General features: G+C 53.5%; 19 protein-coding genes and 1 tRNA gene. 13 read left to right on the top strand and 7 right to left on the bottom strand.

What is annotated here, in order from left to right; genetic code table 11:
* Positions 1–85 precede the first annotated feature (85 nt).
* The 8 genes from DC28_RS01905 to DC28_RS01870 all read left to right on the top strand — a co-directional run bounded on the left by DC28_RS01905 (position 86) and on the right by DC28_RS01870 (position 7194).
* A complete protein-coding gene (locus DC28_RS01905) occupies positions 86–562 on the top strand; it encodes a hypothetical protein (protein ID WP_162180175.1) in 477 nt (158 codons plus the stop codon).
* Positions 563–571: 9 nt separating this feature from the next.
* Positions 572–1027, top strand: a complete 456-nt coding sequence (locus DC28_RS01900) for a GNAT family acetyltransferase (RefSeq protein WP_037544940.1) — start codon at positions 572–574, stop codon at positions 1025–1027.
* A complete protein-coding gene (gene mscL, locus DC28_RS16820; protein WP_052078333.1) occupies positions 1024–1533 on the top strand; it encodes a large conductance mechanosensitive channel protein MscL in 510 nt (169 codons plus the stop codon). The genes DC28_RS01900 and mscL overlap by 4 nt, the downstream gene beginning before the upstream one ends.
* Positions 1534–1547: 14 nt before the next feature.
* Complete coding sequence (locus DC28_RS01890) at positions 1548–2564, top strand: YihY/virulence factor BrkB family protein (RefSeq protein WP_037544938.1); 1017 nt, start codon at positions 1548–1550, stop codon at positions 2562–2564.
* A gap of 201 nt (positions 2565–2765) precedes the next feature.
* On the top strand, positions 2766–3431 hold the full coding sequence (locus DC28_RS01885; protein WP_037544936.1) for a TIGR00266 family protein: 666 nt from the start codon (positions 2766–2768) through the stop codon (positions 3429–3431).
* A gap of 13 nt (positions 3432–3444) precedes the next feature.
* Positions 3445–4134: a TIGR00266 family protein gene (locus DC28_RS01880; RefSeq protein ID WP_037544932.1), complete on the top strand. Its 690-nt coding sequence runs from the start codon at positions 3445–3447 to the stop codon at positions 4132–4134.
* Between the two features lie 10 nt (positions 4135–4144).
* Positions 4145–4831, top strand: a complete 687-nt coding sequence (locus DC28_RS01875; protein ID WP_037544929.1) for a TIGR00266 family protein — start codon at positions 4145–4147, stop codon at positions 4829–4831.
* A gap of 17 nt (positions 4832–4848) precedes the next feature.
* On the top strand, positions 4849–7194 hold the full coding sequence (locus tag DC28_RS01870) for a DNA polymerase domain-containing protein (RefSeq protein WP_052078332.1): 2346 nt from the start codon (positions 4849–4851) through the stop codon (positions 7192–7194).
* A gap of 20 nt (positions 7195–7214) precedes the next feature.
* On the opposite strand, the gene DC28_RS01865 is transcribed toward DC28_RS01870, so the two are convergent.
* From DC28_RS01865 to DC28_RS01840, 6 genes are all read right to left on the bottom strand, one after another.
* Positions 7215–7412: a potassium transporter TrkG gene (locus DC28_RS01865; protein WP_202962946.1), complete on the bottom strand. Its 198-nt coding sequence runs from the start codon at positions 7410–7412 to the stop codon at positions 7215–7217.
* Between the two features lie 35 nt (positions 7413–7447).
* Positions 7448–7684 carry a hypothetical protein gene (locus tag DC28_RS01860; RefSeq protein ID WP_037544923.1) on the bottom strand — a complete coding sequence of 79 codons (237 nt, stop codon included), beginning with the start codon at positions 7682–7684 and terminating at the stop codon, positions 7448–7450.
* Positions 7647–8150 (bottom strand): TrkA C-terminal domain-containing protein, encoded by a 504-nt coding sequence (locus DC28_RS01855; RefSeq protein ID WP_037544921.1) that lies wholly within the window; start codon positions 8148–8150, stop codon positions 7647–7649. The genes DC28_RS01860 and DC28_RS01855 overlap by 38 nt, the downstream gene beginning before the upstream one ends.
* Positions 8151–8191: 41 nt before the next feature.
* Positions 8192–8941 carry an NAD-binding protein gene (locus DC28_RS01850; RefSeq protein WP_280937881.1) on the bottom strand — a complete coding sequence of 250 codons (750 nt, stop codon included), beginning with the start codon at positions 8939–8941 and terminating at the stop codon, positions 8192–8194.
* Between the two features lie 56 nt (positions 8942–8997).
* Complete coding sequence (locus tag DC28_RS01845; RefSeq protein WP_037544917.1) at positions 8998–9363, bottom strand: hypothetical protein; 366 nt, start codon at positions 9361–9363, stop codon at positions 8998–9000.
* An 85-nt stretch (positions 9364–9448) separates the two neighbouring features.
* Positions 9449–10165: a DUF5680 domain-containing protein gene (locus tag DC28_RS01840; protein ID WP_037544915.1), complete on the bottom strand. Its 717-nt coding sequence runs from the start codon at positions 10163–10165 to the stop codon at positions 9449–9451.
* 312 nt (positions 10166–10477) lie between these two features.
* On the opposite strand from DC28_RS01840, the gene DC28_RS01835 reads away from it, so the two are divergent.
* Complete coding sequence (locus DC28_RS01835) at positions 10478–10690, top strand: TM2 domain-containing protein (RefSeq protein WP_037544913.1); 213 nt, start codon at positions 10478–10480, stop codon at positions 10688–10690.
* A 185-nt stretch (positions 10691–10875) separates the two neighbouring features.
* Here DC28_RS01835 and DC28_RS01830 read toward each other — a convergent pair.
* Positions 10876–10947: transfer RNA gene (locus DC28_RS01830), tRNA-Thr, on the bottom strand.
* A gap of 180 nt (positions 10948–11127) precedes the next feature.
* On the opposite strand from DC28_RS01830, the gene flgF reads away from it, so the two are divergent.
* The 4 genes from flgF (at position 11128) to DC28_RS01810 (ending at position 14267) form a co-directional block, all read left to right on the top strand.
* Positions 11128–12000 (top strand): flagellar basal-body rod protein FlgF, encoded by an 873-nt coding sequence (flgF, locus tag DC28_RS01825; protein WP_037544911.1) that lies wholly within the window; start codon positions 11128–11130, stop codon positions 11998–12000.
* Between the two features lie 47 nt (positions 12001–12047).
* Positions 12048–12842, top strand: a complete 795-nt coding sequence (gene flgG / locus DC28_RS01820; protein ID WP_037544910.1) for a flagellar basal-body rod protein FlgG — start codon at positions 12048–12050, stop codon at positions 12840–12842.
* An 11-nt stretch (positions 12843–12853) separates the two neighbouring features.
* Positions 12854–13267 (top strand): rod-binding protein, encoded by a 414-nt coding sequence (locus DC28_RS15060; protein ID WP_052078331.1) that lies wholly within the window; start codon positions 12854–12856, stop codon positions 13265–13267.
* 151 nt (positions 13268–13418) lie between these two features.
* Positions 13419–14267: a sigma-70 family RNA polymerase sigma factor gene (locus DC28_RS01810; RefSeq protein ID WP_037544909.1), complete on the top strand. Its 849-nt coding sequence runs from the start codon at positions 13419–13421 to the stop codon at positions 14265–14267.
* The last annotated feature ends 89 nt before the right edge of the window (positions 14268–14356 follow it).

Here is a 14356-nt window from a genome sequence, read left to right as displayed (position 1 = left end):
CAATTCAGAGAAACTTCCCGGGCATACATGGCTTGTATTGGCTGAGGATCGGGGCATACCAGGCTGGGATACCCTCGGTACACCCATGGATTCTCTGGGAACCGAAACCGGGTTCCCAGGGTTTGATGCTGCGGCACTAGACCGGTTTTTATTCTCCGGTGAGGAAGGCTGTGAAAAAATGAACTATACTGCGGATATGAACGTGAAGAAACACTCCACCGGTACCCGTATACTCATGGGGCTCCATGTTTCTACCATCCTCTTTGCTCTTTGGTTCGTGCTCTTTTATTCCATGCATCACCCCGAGCCGGGACTTACCGGGTATGCCCGGCATCTGCCGCGGTTGTTCACCTGGTTTATGTTGCTGTTGTGCACCATCCTGGCGGTGCGCTTTGAGATTCTCGGCGGCTTGGCCCTGCTGCTGTATTCCCCGGCAGTCCTTGGGTATTCCATCCTCAAGGCGGAGGAGCTATCGGATTTTGCAGTTGTAGGGTTGATTCTCTGTGCAGCCGCCGGATTTTTCTCTGTTACCCATGGACTAATAGGCAGAAAAGGGCAATAAATTCTAACCATGGAAATACGAATCTACAATGATACTGAGGACAGAGAGGCGGTCAAAGACCTGTGGCAACGGGTCTTCGGCTACCAGGATGCACGGAACGAACCCGGCTTTGTCATTGATCTGAAGCTGTCCCGGCAGGACGGGCTGTTTTTCATTGCCCGGGAATCCCAGAATCTCCTGGGCACAATTATGGCCGGATACGACGGACACCGCGGCTGGATCTACAGCCTGGGGGTTGATCCGAACAGCCGCCTCAAAGGGGTGGGTACCGCCTTGCTCCGCCGGGCCGAGCAGGCCTTGTCGGATTTGGGGTGCGTTAAAATCAATCTGCAAATAATGGATTACAACGGCCGCGTTCAGGAGTTCTACCGTAAAAACGGGTATGCAGCCGAGCCGCGGATCAGCATGGGCAAGGAGATATCCCATAACATTCCCAGCCGGGATTTTCAGAAGGAGGGGAAATGAGGTTCAGAGAGTTCATTAAACGGGGAAATGTGGTTGATCTCGCCGTCGCGGTTATCATGGGTGGTGCCTTCGGGAAGATCGTAAACTCCCTGGTAAATGATATTATCATGCCCGGGGTAGGGGTGCTTCTGGGAGGGGTGGATGTTTCCAGCCTGAGTATTACCCTGGGGGCAGTGGTACTGAATTACGGATCCTTTATTCAAAGCGTAATCGATTTCTTCATCATTGCCCTGGTGATTTTCATTGCCGTGCGAACCAGGGACTCCCTGGCAGAAGGCTTTAAGGAAGGTTGGCAGCCTAAAAAACCAGGGGGGATACCTGAACCGCCCTCGAACCAGGGTACTCCTGAAGGCCCCGCCTCGGAAAGAGCCGGGGAGCCCGATTCCACCAAGACCTGCCCCTACTGCCAGTCGGTCATTCACATCAAGGCCCTGCGGTGTCCTCACTGCACCACCGTACTGAAAAAACGTTCCTCAGCCCCCGGCGGCCGGGTTGAGCTTACCTAAGCCGGAGCCGTTCCATGGCATTTAGAGAAGAACGGAAGGAGATACCCGACAAGGGCTCGAAGCGGGTGCAGCGGCTTTTAATGGACCGGAAACCGAAGGTGCATCGGCGCCGTACCGGGTTCCGTAGACTGGCGAAGGCCAGGGAACTAACCAGCACCATGAGGCTGCTGCGCTTCTTCCGCATTTACGATGCCAACAACGGGCCGATCCTGGCCAAGGGCATAGCCTTTAGCCTGCTCTTCGGAAGCATACCCCTGCTCTTTATTCTGGTAAGCCTCAGATCCGTACTCCTGGTCCCCGAGGTAATGACCCTCATCGAGAACCAGCTCCTGGGTTTTTTACCCCCGGATATAAAGCAGCAGGTAATAGACAGGGTTCTCGGGGAGGCTCCGTCCCTGTCATCCCTGGATTTTGTGACCATCGGTGCGTTTCTCTACGCCGTGAATACCCTGTTCACCGACCTTGGTACGGGTATGGCCACCATGCTCGGTTCTAGTATGCAGCAGACCCTGGTATACCGGGTGGTTGCCATTCCGCTCATGGCGGTGTTTCTTTTACTGTTCTACGCCGGTGCTGTGCTCACTCCGCTGCTGGATGTGGCGAGTTCCCTGGTGGTACTGCCGGGGTGGGTATCGGGGTTGTTGTCCCGTCTTGCGGCTTGGATGCTGTACACAGTAATTATTGCAGGCATGTACTATCTCTTTTCCGGCCGTATCCTGCGGTTTATACCGACCCTGGTAATCGCCGGCCTGGCGGCGGGTGCGAGTCAGGCGTTTGCGGTTCTGGGTTCCCGGATTATCCTGGGATTGGGTGCACGGTTACTCATCCTCGGGGCGGTGGCTTCGGTTTTGGTGGTACTATTCTACATGAGAATCCTCTCGGATATCCTACTCATCTCCAGCGTATTGGTACGGATATACGCCGTTCCCCAGGGTATCGCAGAGACCGAATCCAAGGGCGAACCGTGGTGGCATCCCAAGGCGTTCTGGCGGTATTTGACGGCTGGGCTGCGAAAGACATCCCAGGATTAACGCCTCCAGTAAAAGGGACGTTTGCAGAGTCCAAAATCCTGCATTAGACTTTCACTACAGCCGATCGCGCAAGTCATCTGCAATTGGCATAACAGTGAGTTTTTTTCTTAGTCCAGCGCAAGGTTCCGGTATAACGGTATTCCGAAGGAGCCTCGCTATCCCATCCGTATACCTAGGAGACTAGAAACAAGGAGGCCGGTTGTGAAGGCGGTACTTGAGGGCGGAACAGCCTTTAGTTACATAACCATTACCCTTGACCCGGGTGAACAGGTCATTGCGGAATCCGGTGCTATGCAATCCATGGATGCCGGTTTAGATATGGACGCTAAACCCAACGGGGGGTTTTTTTCAGCCCTGGGTAAGCGGACCTTCGGGGGAGAATCCTTCTTTGTAAACCATTTCCGGAACAACAAGACGGTTTCTCAAAATCTGGTGTTAGCTCAGGACGTGCCCGGCCAAATTGTGGAGATCGCCCTGGGTCCCGACCAGGAGATTTGCCTGCAGCGGGGCAGTTTTCTTGCCTGCACCCCCGGGGTCAGTCTCTCCACCGCCTGGGCGGGGTTCGCCTCCTGGATCGGTGGCGAGGGACTGGTGAAGCTCCGGGCCCGGGGGCAGGGTATTCTCTGGTTCGGTGCCTACGGGGGGATTCTCACGCGCCAGGTTTCGGGCGAGCTTCTGGTGGATTCAGGGCATCTGGTAGCCTACGATCCCGGCCTATCCCTGGGAATCCGTGCTCCCGGCGGTGCCTTCGCTTCCATTTTTGGCGGGGAGGGATTGGTAACCCGTCTTCAGGGCCAGGGAACGGTGTACCTTCAGACCCGGAGTATCCGGGGGTTGGCAGCCTGGCTAAATCCGAAATTCCGGTAAGGGGGTAAGAAGGATGACTATAAATCTTGTGCAACGTCCGGCGAACACCGCCGCGCATCTGACCCTGGCTCCCGGGGAAACCTGCACCGCCGAGGGTGGTGCTATGATCGCCATGTCCGAGGATATGGGGATTCAAACCCGGGTAAGCAAGGGTAAGGGTCTGAAGGCAGCCCTCAAGGGAATGAGCCGAAGCCTGGCCGGTGAAGGCTTTTTTCTCAATCATTTTACCGCAGGATCCAGAGGCGGTGAGATCTACCTTGCGACGGATTTGCCGGGAGATATGCAAGTGGTAGAGCTGGAGCCGGGAATGAAGCTGACAGCCCAGAGCGGAGCCTTTGTTGCCCATAGCGATGAAATCACCATGGACATCCAATGGGGAGGCTTTAAGAACCTGTTTTCAGGAGAGAATTTCGTATGGCTCAATCTTTCGGGGAGTGGTGTAGTCCTGCTCAGTGCCTTCGGTGCCATATACCCCGTGGATGTTTCAGGGGAGTACATCGTCGATACGGGAAATATTGTAGCCTTTGAATCGGGGCTGGAGTTCTCGGTCAGCAAGGCCGGAAAAAGCTGGGTATCCTCCTTTCTGGGAGGGGAGGGGCTGGTTTGCCGCTTCACCGGTCACGGAAGGGTATGGTGTCAGACCCACAGCGATCGAGCCCTGGGAGCGAAGTTGACACCCCATCTGACCGCAAAGAAACAGTAGGGAGAACGGCATGAACAGTCAAAAATCCGATTATAGATATTCCATTGAGGCATCCCCGGACTATGCCCTGGCGGAGGTAACCCTCCAGCAAGGCCAATCTCTCCGGGTGGAGGCCTCAGCCATGGCCTATATGGATTCTTCTCTGGCCATGAAGACCAGCGCCAAAGGCGGCCTTGGACGGCTGCTCTCCGGGGAGCGGTTATTCCAGAATGAGTTTAGTGCACCCCAGGGCTCCGGCACCATCGGTATAGCCCCCGGTTGCCCTGGTGATATCACCCATCTCTACCTGGAGGACGAGGGGGTCTACATTCAAAACTCCGCGTATCTGGCCTCCAGTCCCGAACTTGAGGTTCGCGCCGACTTCCAAGGTTGGAAAGGGTTCTTTTCCGGTGAGAAACTCTTCATGATCGGGGTCGAGGGCAGAGGGGATCTTTGGTTCAATTCCTATGGAGGTATCTTGGCCATCGATGTCCAGGATAGTTATGTAGTCGATACCGGATACATTGCAGCATTCACCCAGGGGCTGACCTACGATGTGCGGCCGGTCAGCGGCCTCAAGAGCCTCTTTTTCTCCGGAGAGGGGCTGGTGTGCCGGTTTACCGGACGGGGAACCGTATGGATTCAGACCCGGCTCGCCCCCGCATTTGTTCAGTGGGCGGACGCCTACCGGCGGGTGCAGAAACAATCCAATTCCTAGTGTAGTATTGAAGTGCAATGATCTCCAGCATCCAGCAATCTTCTCCGGAAGAGCCCGGTCTTTACGCCGGGTTTATTACCGATACCTGGAACTACCGGAATACCCTCCGTATTGCGGGACGGTTCGCCGAAGGAGGGAGTTTCGCGGCTCAAATTCTCGGGTACCGGCCCGCATTCTTCAGACCCGATCCTCAGGGGGTATGGCAGAGCTTTGCGGGCGAACCCCTCAAGAAGGCGCGGCCTTCCGATCCGGGAGCCTTCGGGTCGGGGCTTTCCCCGGCGGATGATTTTCTTATCTTCACAGGCATCCGCGGCCCCGTGCTCCTTCGGGGAACCCGGGCTGCCGGCAGGCGGGTCGATTACTTCCTGCATAATCCGGAGATCACCCCCTGGGATGGGAACACCACCCTGGTGTGGCTCTCCTTGGACATCGAAACAGATCCCAGGAACCAAGTCCGGGCAATATCCCTTGCAGATACCCGAGGAAATCAGGCGGTATTGTTCTGGGGTGAGTCTTACCACGGAATCCGGGACCCCAGGATCTTGATCTGCGAAAACGAGGCCCAGCTGCTCCATCGATGCGCCGCTATGCTCCTGGAATGGGATCCGGATGTCATAACCGGCTGGAACGTGGCGGAGTTTGATATGGCTGTGTTGTTCCAGCGCTTCCAGGCACTGGGAATGGATTTTGATTTCGGCAGGGCAGTGGGGGAACCTTCCACCCTTCGGAAGACCAATTCGGGACTCACCAGGGTCTTGGTACCCGGCAGACAGGTGGTGGATGCCATGAGGATAATGCGCAGTTCAGGCCTGAAATTTCCCGACCACCGCCTTGAGACGGTGGCTAACCAAATTTTGGGCCGGGGCAAGCTCATCCACCAGAGCGGACCGGAAAAAATACAGCTCCTCGAAACCCTTCGCCGGGAATCCCCCCAAGACTACTGCCTGTACTGTCTGGAAGATGCAACCCTGGTACTAGACATCCTAAAGACAACCAGGATGGATGAGTTAACCGTCTCCCGGGCCCGCCTCACGGGGATGAACCTGGAAATGTCCTGGACCAGCATCCCCGCCTTTGAACGGATCTACGCCATGGAACTCATACGACGCCGTGTTCTTCCTCCCGCCGAAAAACCCCAGAAACCCGTCACCGGTGCTGCGGGAGGCACGGTTTTGGAACCCGTCCCGGGCCTCTTCTCCCAGGTCATGGTCTTTGATTTCCGCAGCCTCTACCCGTCCATCATGCGCACCTTCAATATTGATCCCCTCTCCTTCCAACGGGCTGAATCGATAGCATCCCCCCCAGATAACCCGGAAACCCTCATCACCGCGCCCAACGGTGCACGCTTCTCCCGCCAGACGGGTATTCTTCCGGGTCTCTTAGATACCTATGTAACCAACCGGGAAGCCAGCCTCGCATCCGGGGATGAGGTCGGAGCCTTTGTTTACAAGATTCTCATGAATAGTTTTTACGGCGTATTGGGTTCGCCGGGGTGCACCTACGGCCGAACCGAGCTCGCCGGTGCCATCACGGGTTTTGGGAAGGTGTGTCTGCATTTCGCCCGGGATTTTTTTACCCGTAAGGGCTACAGCGTCTTGTACGGTGATACGGATTCGGTTTTTGTTACCCTACCCGGGGGGGTACAGGGTGATTTGAATGCCCGTGGCTCATCCATGGCAGAGCAGGCCACTGCCGAGCTGGGCGCATATATCCAAGAAACCTACAAGGTTGCCAGCCGCATCCAGCTCCGTTTTGAAACCTGGTACCGCCGTTTTCTCCTGCCCCCCCTGCGTTCAACCCTCCCTGGCGAACCGATCCGGGGAAGAGCCAAAGGCTATGCCGGTACAAGGGGAGACCCTGAGACAATCGAAATCAAGGGCATGGAGGCGGCCCGGAGCGACTACACCCCCCTGGCTCAGAACTTTCAGCGGGAGCTCTTGACCCTGCTTTTCTCCGATGCTCCCCCGGAAACCCTTGAACGCTTCGTCCGGGAATTCACCGCCTCCCTAACCGCCGGCAGGTTGGATGATCAACTAGTCTACAAAAAAATTCTCCGGCGGCCAGCCCAGGAATACGAAAAAGGCGCACCGCCCCAGGTTCGGGCTGCCCGGCTCCTGGGCTGGACCCGTCAAAAGGGCCGGATTCAATACCTCATGACAACCCAGGGACCTCAGCCCCTTTCGATTCGCCACGCCCCCATAGACTACGCCCACTATATACAACACCAGCTGCTGCCTGTCTGGCAGAGCCTCGCCGAAGCCGCCGATCTCGGAGATAGCTTCCTCCGGGGAACACCTTCTTCCGGCCCCGGTCCCTACACGAGCCTCTCACCCCTCTCCGATCAGCTGGAGTTGGGATTGTAGGGACAAACCGGATCTTCCGTCTACTTCCGCCAAAAGGTGGGAGTAAGGATTACCAGTACGGTGTAAAGTCTGAAGTTCAACCCTGCTAAAACCATGAAGATGGTCACCACTACATGAATGTAGGGGGATGAAAAGGCCCCGAGGCTCGTATTCCTGGTACTGAATCCACCGGTAGCCATGGTTGCGAAACTATGGGTTGACGCATCAAACCAGTCCATACCCCCCGCCATCAATAACATGGTCTGAACCGCCGTCAGCCCGAAATATAGAAGGGCAGGGCCCCCATCACAGAAGCCAACACCCAGCTCAAGGTTACAATCAGGAACCCATCATTGGGTGTCAGGTTTTCAGCAGTCTTGCCCCTGGACAGAAGCTTCGTAACGACTTGGATTACCAGGGCAAAAACCGCGGCTATTCCAATGGCAATTCCGAAGCCTGCCGCCGAAGCACCCTCACCATACCCCAGGGCAATGAGCAGGGGAATCACCATAAAACCCGAGAGAATGCCCACGATGGCCGAAACTACCCCTAGTACAAAAAATCCATGAATCATAGGACGCTGAATAACTCATCAATGCGCTAATGGTTGATTGATGGGAAATCACCACCACATGATCGCCGGTTTGAAAGGTCAGATCCCCCCGGGGAATAATATTCTTGCCATCCCGGGTTACCATCAGAATGAGACTGTCTTTAGGAAAGCGAAGTGATTTGATTGCCTGACCCAGAACGGGGCAGTTGTCTACAATAGACAATTCAATGATCACGAATTTACTCTCCGATATAGTATGAATACTCCGGGCATTGCCCTTCCGGATCCGTTTCAGGATGCTTTTTACCGTTGTTGTATTCATGCTCACCGCGACATCAATTCCCAACTCCTGGGTAATACTGGTGTAGCCCACCTTGTTTACAAGCGCGATTACCCGCTGAACCCCCTTCCGCTTTGCATACATGGAAGAAATGATATTTAGCTCCTGATTTCCCGTGGTGGCAATCAGCAGATCGTAACGGTATCGGAGATATGGTCGTGTTGTTGATCTCCGAGGTAATCTGCCAGGAAGCAGGCAACATTCCTCCCGCCTACAAAGGCAATCTTTCTTATCCCCTGGGGTTTTTTGTGGGCGAGTTCGAAGATGGCTTCGAACCCTGATTCGCTGGCCAGGATGAAAAGCTTGTCATTCTCCAAGAGACGGGTGGCTCCTGTGGGAATAATGTACTCCTCCATCCTGAGCAGAAAGGGTGCGATAAAATCTACTGCAATAGATGATCGCAGTTCCTGGAGGGGCTTATATTTGAAGGGTGATTCTTCGTCTATCGTCAGATTGCGAATTTGCAGCGACGAGTTTTCCAGGGTCATGATATTGCTTCGAACGCCGTGTTTAATAATATTGGTTATTTCCCGGGCAACCTCAATCTCGGAATTGATGATGTGATCAATCCCGAATAGGGGGTTGTCCCAGGTCGTCGCCTCGGAGTAGTCGTAGTTTCGCACCCTGGCTATGGTTTTTGGTTTCTGAAACTCCCCGGAGACAAGACCACAGCTGAGAAGGTTCATCTCGTCCGATTCGGTAACGCTTATAAAGAAATCCGCATCCGCAGCACCGGCCTTAGCTAAAAGGGTCAGGTTATTCCCTTCATCGTTCAGCACCATGCAGTCCAGTTGGGCTTGGGCATACCGGGCTTTGGCCGGGTCTTTCTCGATGAGGGTTACCTGGCGTCCCTCATCCGAAAGCTGTTTCGCCAGCTAAAAACCGACCCGGCCTGCGCCGAGTATAATAACGTTCATGATTTCCAGAGTTCCTAGTATACGAACCGGAATTCATAGGAACCGGAAAAGCTCTTGGCATTCACCTGGAGGTTCCAGGTTCCGACGCTGCTTTCCAGTGCCCAGTTAACGGAACCCGAGGTTCCCTGGCCATAGTTCTCGTTTCTCACCTCTTCACCATCGGGGTTGGTAATTACGACTGTCAAGGTTCCTGCATCAATCTGGTAACTCCCTTCCAGCTGCAGATCCCTGGTGGTGTCTCCAACAATAATTTCCGTGGTCCCAGAGCTGTCCGTGCCGGTAATGCTGCCTGAAAGCCCCGAAGAATTGGGTAGATTACAGCTTCCCAAAAGTAGTAGTCCAGCGGTCAGTACGCCAAGGAAAAGCCTTTTTATGTTCATATGCCCAAACCTCCATCTCACTGTATATACCATAATCACTCATGGGTGTCATGTCGAGATGGTTTTCTCCTGGGGTTCTGGGGGATTACACGATTCTCCCGCCATGAAACAGGCATTGGTATACCTCTGTTCCCCGGACGTAGATGAATTCTCTTCCCTCAAACCAGTCCATGGTACCGCTGACCTGGCTGATATAGGTGTATTCGCCCCGGGAGAAGTATTCAGGCCCCCGGTATGGTCGACTAGGAACCCCTGATTTCAGGGCTTCCTTTAGAAAGTCCCCGGAGAACCCCTCCCCGGTAACCCTTCCTAGGTAATTCATGCTCCATAGGGGGGTTCGGTCAAGCCACACTGCCTCCTCTCCGGCGAACGCCATTCCTCCCAGAAATGTATCTACATAGAGAAGAGGGCCCTCCCGGTATTCCAGGTCGTGGCTGGAGGGGCGTGACGATTCCGTCTCCGGGCCCTTCCCGGCATAGGTTGCTGCCTTCGCCCGGAGCAGGAATGAGCAGAAGCCCTGAACCCCGTACCGCTTGGCCTCCTCTTCCACCAGGGAGTCAACCCCTCCGGCGGCATCCCCGGGACGAAGGGGCCCGAGACAGTCGTTCTCATCCTTCAGCAACCGGTCGAGGCTTACCTGAAACATGCGACTCAGGGTCACCAGGGTTTCAACCTCCGGAACACTCTGGCCAAGTTCCCACTTTGCAACGGCTTGTCGGGAAACACTAAGCTGCTCCGCCATGGTCTCCTGGCTCATACCCGATGCTACCCGTAGGGCCCGTATCTTGTCTTTCAGTATCATAGCACTCCTCCGTGGTGCTTATTCTACGATAGCCTATAACCTCCCCGCTACCATCTTCCGGCTGGCAGAATGACAACTCCTGGTTGACAAGCCCCTGGCGTGTGACTACTCCCGGTCACCTTGTATGCAGAAGGTTGTACCCCTTGGTGCTGGTGATCCTACCCATGGCGTGGGCAGTAAACCGAGTCGTCGTATCCAGCGTTGTTTACCTTCTGTTACCCAAGACCTAGGGGGTACATCACCCAAGAAAAAAAATGCTTGCAGACCCGGAATAGGCCCCGTAGTATGATGCAATTGAATAGGAGGAACATTATGGCATATGGATCGTCACCCAAGAGCAGGCTTGCGGCATTGTTGCTATGCTTCTTTCTCGGATACCTTGGGATTCATCGATTTTACGTAGGCAAGACCGGAACCGGGCTCCTCTACCTATTTACCGGTGGGTTGTTCGGGATTGGTTGGCTTGTAGATCTTGTGTTTATCATTCTTGGAATGTTCACCGATGGTGATGGCAGGAAGGTCTAATTCCTTCACCTCCTGCCTGACAACCATCGTCCCACGTCTAATAGCTGCTCTGGTACAACCGTAGGCGCGTTATACCTGTGCTCAAAGGGTTGAACCGCCTTCACCGTAATGACACCGTCACCAGGATTAATCCTGGGGGGCTCCCCTATATCTGACATGGTTCACAGGCACTTGGGCATTTCGTAAGCCAAAAGAGGGAGTTGAACCCTCGACCTGCTCATTACGAGTGAGCTGCTCTACCTCTGAGCTATTTTGGCACCAATTAATAAAAAGTTTATACCAGAAATAACGAAATCCGTCTATGCATACGGTTAATTTCCCGGGCCATGCGGCCGATACAGAAAAGAGCAGGGTATCATGAGCGCATACCCTGGTTATTAACGTTGCGGGTAGAACCCGTGATCTGATGATGATCGGCGCGACCCCAGGGAGGAACCGTGTTACGAGGATTGTACACCAGCGCGAGCGGAATGATGGCCCAGCAATGGCGGTTGGATGCCATTTCAAATAACCTAGCCAATGTTGATACCACAGGGTACAAGGAGGATAGGTCCATCCATAAGGCTTTCCCTCAACTTCTCTTACGGAGAATGAATACGAATCTCACCATGATTCCTCCCTCCCAGGAATATCCCATTCTTGGAAGTGTCGATAAGGCCCCTGTGGTGGGGAAGCTGGGAACCGGGGTTGAACTCAACGAGTTATTCACCATCTTTGAACAGGGATCTCTTAAGGAAACAACGAACCCCTTTGATGTCGCCTTGGAAGGCGAGGGTTTTTTCGTGGTGCAGACTCCCTTGGGCGAACGACTCACCCGCAACGGTTCCTTTCACCTCGGACCCGAGGGGCTTTTGGTAACAAAAGAGGGCTATCCGGTGCTGGGCGAGAACGGCCCAATTTCGGTAAAGGCTAATAATTTTATGGTGGATCAACAGGGGCGCATTTTTCATAATGCAGAATTCGCCGATGATCCCCAACGCTTGGTCTCCATGCAGGAAAATGAATGGAATCAGACCGAGATGGTGGATAGTCTTCGCCTGGTAACAGTGGATCGAACCCGCTATCTGCAGAAACAGGGTTCGAGTCTCTACCGCTTTACCCCTGATTCAGGGGATCCTAGGGAGCTGGTAGGTGACGACCGGCCTCAGGTGCGCCAAGGGTTTTTAGAGACCTCAAATGTCAATGCGGTAAAACAGATGGTGCAGATGATCGAAGTAAACCGGGCCTATGAGGCCAACCAGAAGGTCATTCAGTCACAGGACCAAGCTGCCGATAAACTCATTAACAGCGCCATGCAGGCAGCCCGATAGTAGACGGATTTTTGAATCTTTTTGAATCGAAGAAGGAGCCCTAAATTATGATGAGGTCGTTATGGACCGCTGCGAGCGGTATGATTGGACAACAGTTCAATATCGATACAATCTCCAACAACCTTTCGAACGTTAATACAACAGGATTCAAAAAGAACCGTCCTGACTTCGAAGACCTGCTTTACCAGACGACCAGAACGGCAGGAACTCCTGCCACGGAAGAGACTCTAGTCCCCGTAGGGGTTCAGATCGGTCATGGAGTGAAGGTAAGCGCTACCCAGAAAATATTTACCCAGGGGAGCCTACAAAATACCGGGAACGTCAGTGATGTAGCTATAGAGGGTGAGGGGTTTTTCCGTGTGCTTATGTATGACGGTACCTACGGCTATACCCGGGACGGAGCCTTCAAGATTGATAGCAATGGCCAGTTCGTCAGTTCCAACGGGTACCGTCTGATGCCCGAGCTGGTATTGCCGGAAAACTTTATCCGAGAATCGGTTGCTATTAGCCAGGACGGTATCGTAACCGTAAACCTACCCGGACAGGATGATCCTGTGACGGTGGGACAGCTGGAACTGTACCGGTTCACCAATCCTGCTGGACTTCAGGCTGTGGGAGAGAACCTCTTCAAAATATCTAACGCTAGTGGAGATCCCATCGGCGGGCAGCCGGGATTCGATGGGATGGGAAAAACCGTCCACCGGTTCCTGGAAATGTCAAACGTAGAAATAGTAAAGGAAATGGTCAATATGATCGTTGCTCAGAGGGCTTACGAGTTTAACTCGAAGTCTGTTCAGACCAGTGATTCCATGTTGGGAATCGCGGCAAACCTGAAGCGGTAGGAGCGTAGATCATGGATGTAGGTGCAGCTCAGGTACTGGGTCGGTTTCAAGCCATAAGTCAGGATAGCAGTCTTCCACGGATAGATGCCTCCATGGAAAACAGCAAGCTTCGCGAGGTTGCTAAGGAGTTTGAGTCTATCTTTATTAAGCAACTCCTGGACACCATGAAAAATACCCTCAACAAAGAAAACCGGTTAGTGGATGGTGGTATGGCCGAGAACGTTTTCGAAGACATGCTGTACACCGAGTATTCCCGTCTAATGTCTAAGAGCGGGAATTTCGGGATTGCAGAAATGATTGTACAGCAGTATTCCAGGGACACGACGGAATTGTCCGCAGTCCAGGACACAGGGATGATAGCCCGGGCTGCGGGACAGATAACTCGAACGGATCAGGCTGCCCGGGCATATCGTAGTAATTCTTGAATTTGTATAAAAAAAGTAACACAAGTGGCGCCCTGGTGATGTTATATCTCCGGGGCGTTTTTTATACCATTGCAATATAAAGAGATATAAAAACGCCTCAAAAAATTCATGCTTGGCATGGATGTTGCTTTATCAATAGCGGAGGTTACCAATGGTGAAACAGCAAACAAAATCCGAACAGGTAAATGGTGAGGACAGTGTTCAATCCTACTTCGATGACATCAAACGAAATCCGTTGCTGACCTTCGATGAAGAGCTTGAATTGTCCAGAAGAATCGAAGCCGGCGATCCTGATGCCAAACAACGCCTTATCGAATCTAACCTTCGCCTGGTAATTAAAATCGCGAAGCAGTACATCTGTCCCGGCGTGACCTTCCTCGACCTTGTGCAAGAAGGGAATCTTGGGTTACTGCAGGCCGCGTCCAAGTATGATTACAGGAAGGAAGTACGGTTTTCTACCTACGCTTCTTGGTGGATCAAGCAGAGCATCACCCGAGCCCTGGCGAATAAAAAGCGTCAGATCCGCTTGCCCCACCGGAAAGAGGATACCCTGAAAAAAATTCAGGCTGCCTATAACGTCCTCAGTCAGCGATTTATGCGTAAACCCAGGGCAGAAGAAATCGCCGATTTTTTAGGGGTAACCCGGGACGAGGTGGTTTCCATTATGAGTCTATCAGAAACAGTAGTAAGTCTCGATAGTGAGCTTCAAAGCGACGGCGGCACCCTCTATGATCTTTGCCTAGATTATTCCTATTCTCCTGACCGGTTTCTTATGCAGAAGGTGGTTCATGATACCATGGAAGATCTCCTGGATCGTCTGGAGGCCCGGGAGCGGCGGGTGCTTTGTGCTCGATACGGACTGAACGGTGAAGCAAAAAGGACCCTGAAAGAGATTGCAGAGGTCTTCGACGTGAGTCCGGAAACAGTGAGGCAAATTGAAATGCGGTCCATACGAAAACTTCGGATCATGGCCGAAGAGCTTAAGGATGTATTTCTCTGAATATCCCCGGTGGCTCCAGCTGCCGGGCCGGCCGGAGGGTTAAATCTCCGAAAGTCTTCGATTGACCAACCACGCGAACTATCGTACCT

The sequence above is a fragment of the Spirochaeta lutea genome, from assembly GCF_000758165.1.
Taxonomy (GTDB): domain Bacteria; phylum Spirochaetota; class Spirochaetia; order DSM-27196; family Salinispiraceae; genus Spirochaeta_D; species Spirochaeta_D lutea.
This window is presented reverse-complemented; position numbering and strand designations above follow the sequence as displayed.

Coding starts and splice junctions, on each gene's coding strand:
- DC28_RS01870 (WP_052078332.1), top strand. CDS start 4,849: ATGATCTCCAGCATCCAGCAATCTTCTCCGGAAGAGCCCGGTCTTTAC.
- mscL (WP_052078333.1), top strand. CDS start 1,024: ATGAGGTTCAGAGAGTTCATTAAACGGGGAAATGTGGTTGATCTCGCC.
- DC28_RS01855 (WP_037544921.1), bottom strand. CDS start 8,150: ATGTATGCAAAGCGGAAGGGGGTTCAGCGGGTAATCGCGCTTGTAAAC.
- DC28_RS01890 (WP_037544938.1), top strand. CDS start 1,548: ATGGCATTTAGAGAAGAACGGAAGGAGATACCCGACAAGGGCTCGAAG.
- DC28_RS01835 (WP_037544913.1), top strand. CDS start 10,478: ATGGCATATGGATCGTCACCCAAGAGCAGGCTTGCGGCATTGTTGCTA.
- DC28_RS01875 (WP_037544929.1), top strand. CDS start 4,145: ATGAACAGTCAAAAATCCGATTATAGATATTCCATTGAGGCATCCCCG.
- DC28_RS01905 (WP_162180175.1), top strand. CDS start 86: ATGGATTCTCTGGGAACCGAAACCGGGTTCCCAGGGTTTGATGCTGCG.
- DC28_RS01865 (WP_202962946.1), bottom strand. CDS start 7,412: ATGGACTGGTTTGATGCGTCAACCCATAGTTTCGCAACCATGGCTACC.
- DC28_RS01860 (WP_037544923.1), bottom strand. CDS start 7,684: ATGGTGATTCCCCTGCTCATTGCCCTGGGGTATGGTGAGGGTGCTTCG.
- DC28_RS01880 (WP_037544932.1), top strand. CDS start 3,445: ATGACTATAAATCTTGTGCAACGTCCGGCGAACACCGCCGCGCATCTG.
- DC28_RS15060 (WP_052078331.1), top strand. CDS start 12,854: ATGGATGTAGGTGCAGCTCAGGTACTGGGTCGGTTTCAAGCCATAAGT.
- DC28_RS01845 (WP_037544917.1), bottom strand. CDS start 9,363: ATGAACATAAAAAGGCTTTTCCTTGGCGTACTGACCGCTGGACTACTA.
- DC28_RS01900 (WP_037544940.1), top strand. CDS start 572: ATGGAAATACGAATCTACAATGATACTGAGGACAGAGAGGCGGTCAAA.
- flgG (WP_037544910.1), top strand. CDS start 12,048: ATGATGAGGTCGTTATGGACCGCTGCGAGCGGTATGATTGGACAACAG.
- DC28_RS01810 (WP_037544909.1), top strand. CDS start 13,419: ATGGTGAAACAGCAAACAAAATCCGAACAGGTAAATGGTGAGGACAGT.
- DC28_RS01840 (WP_037544915.1), bottom strand. CDS start 10,165: ATGATACTGAAAGACAAGATACGGGCCCTACGGGTAGCATCGGGTATG.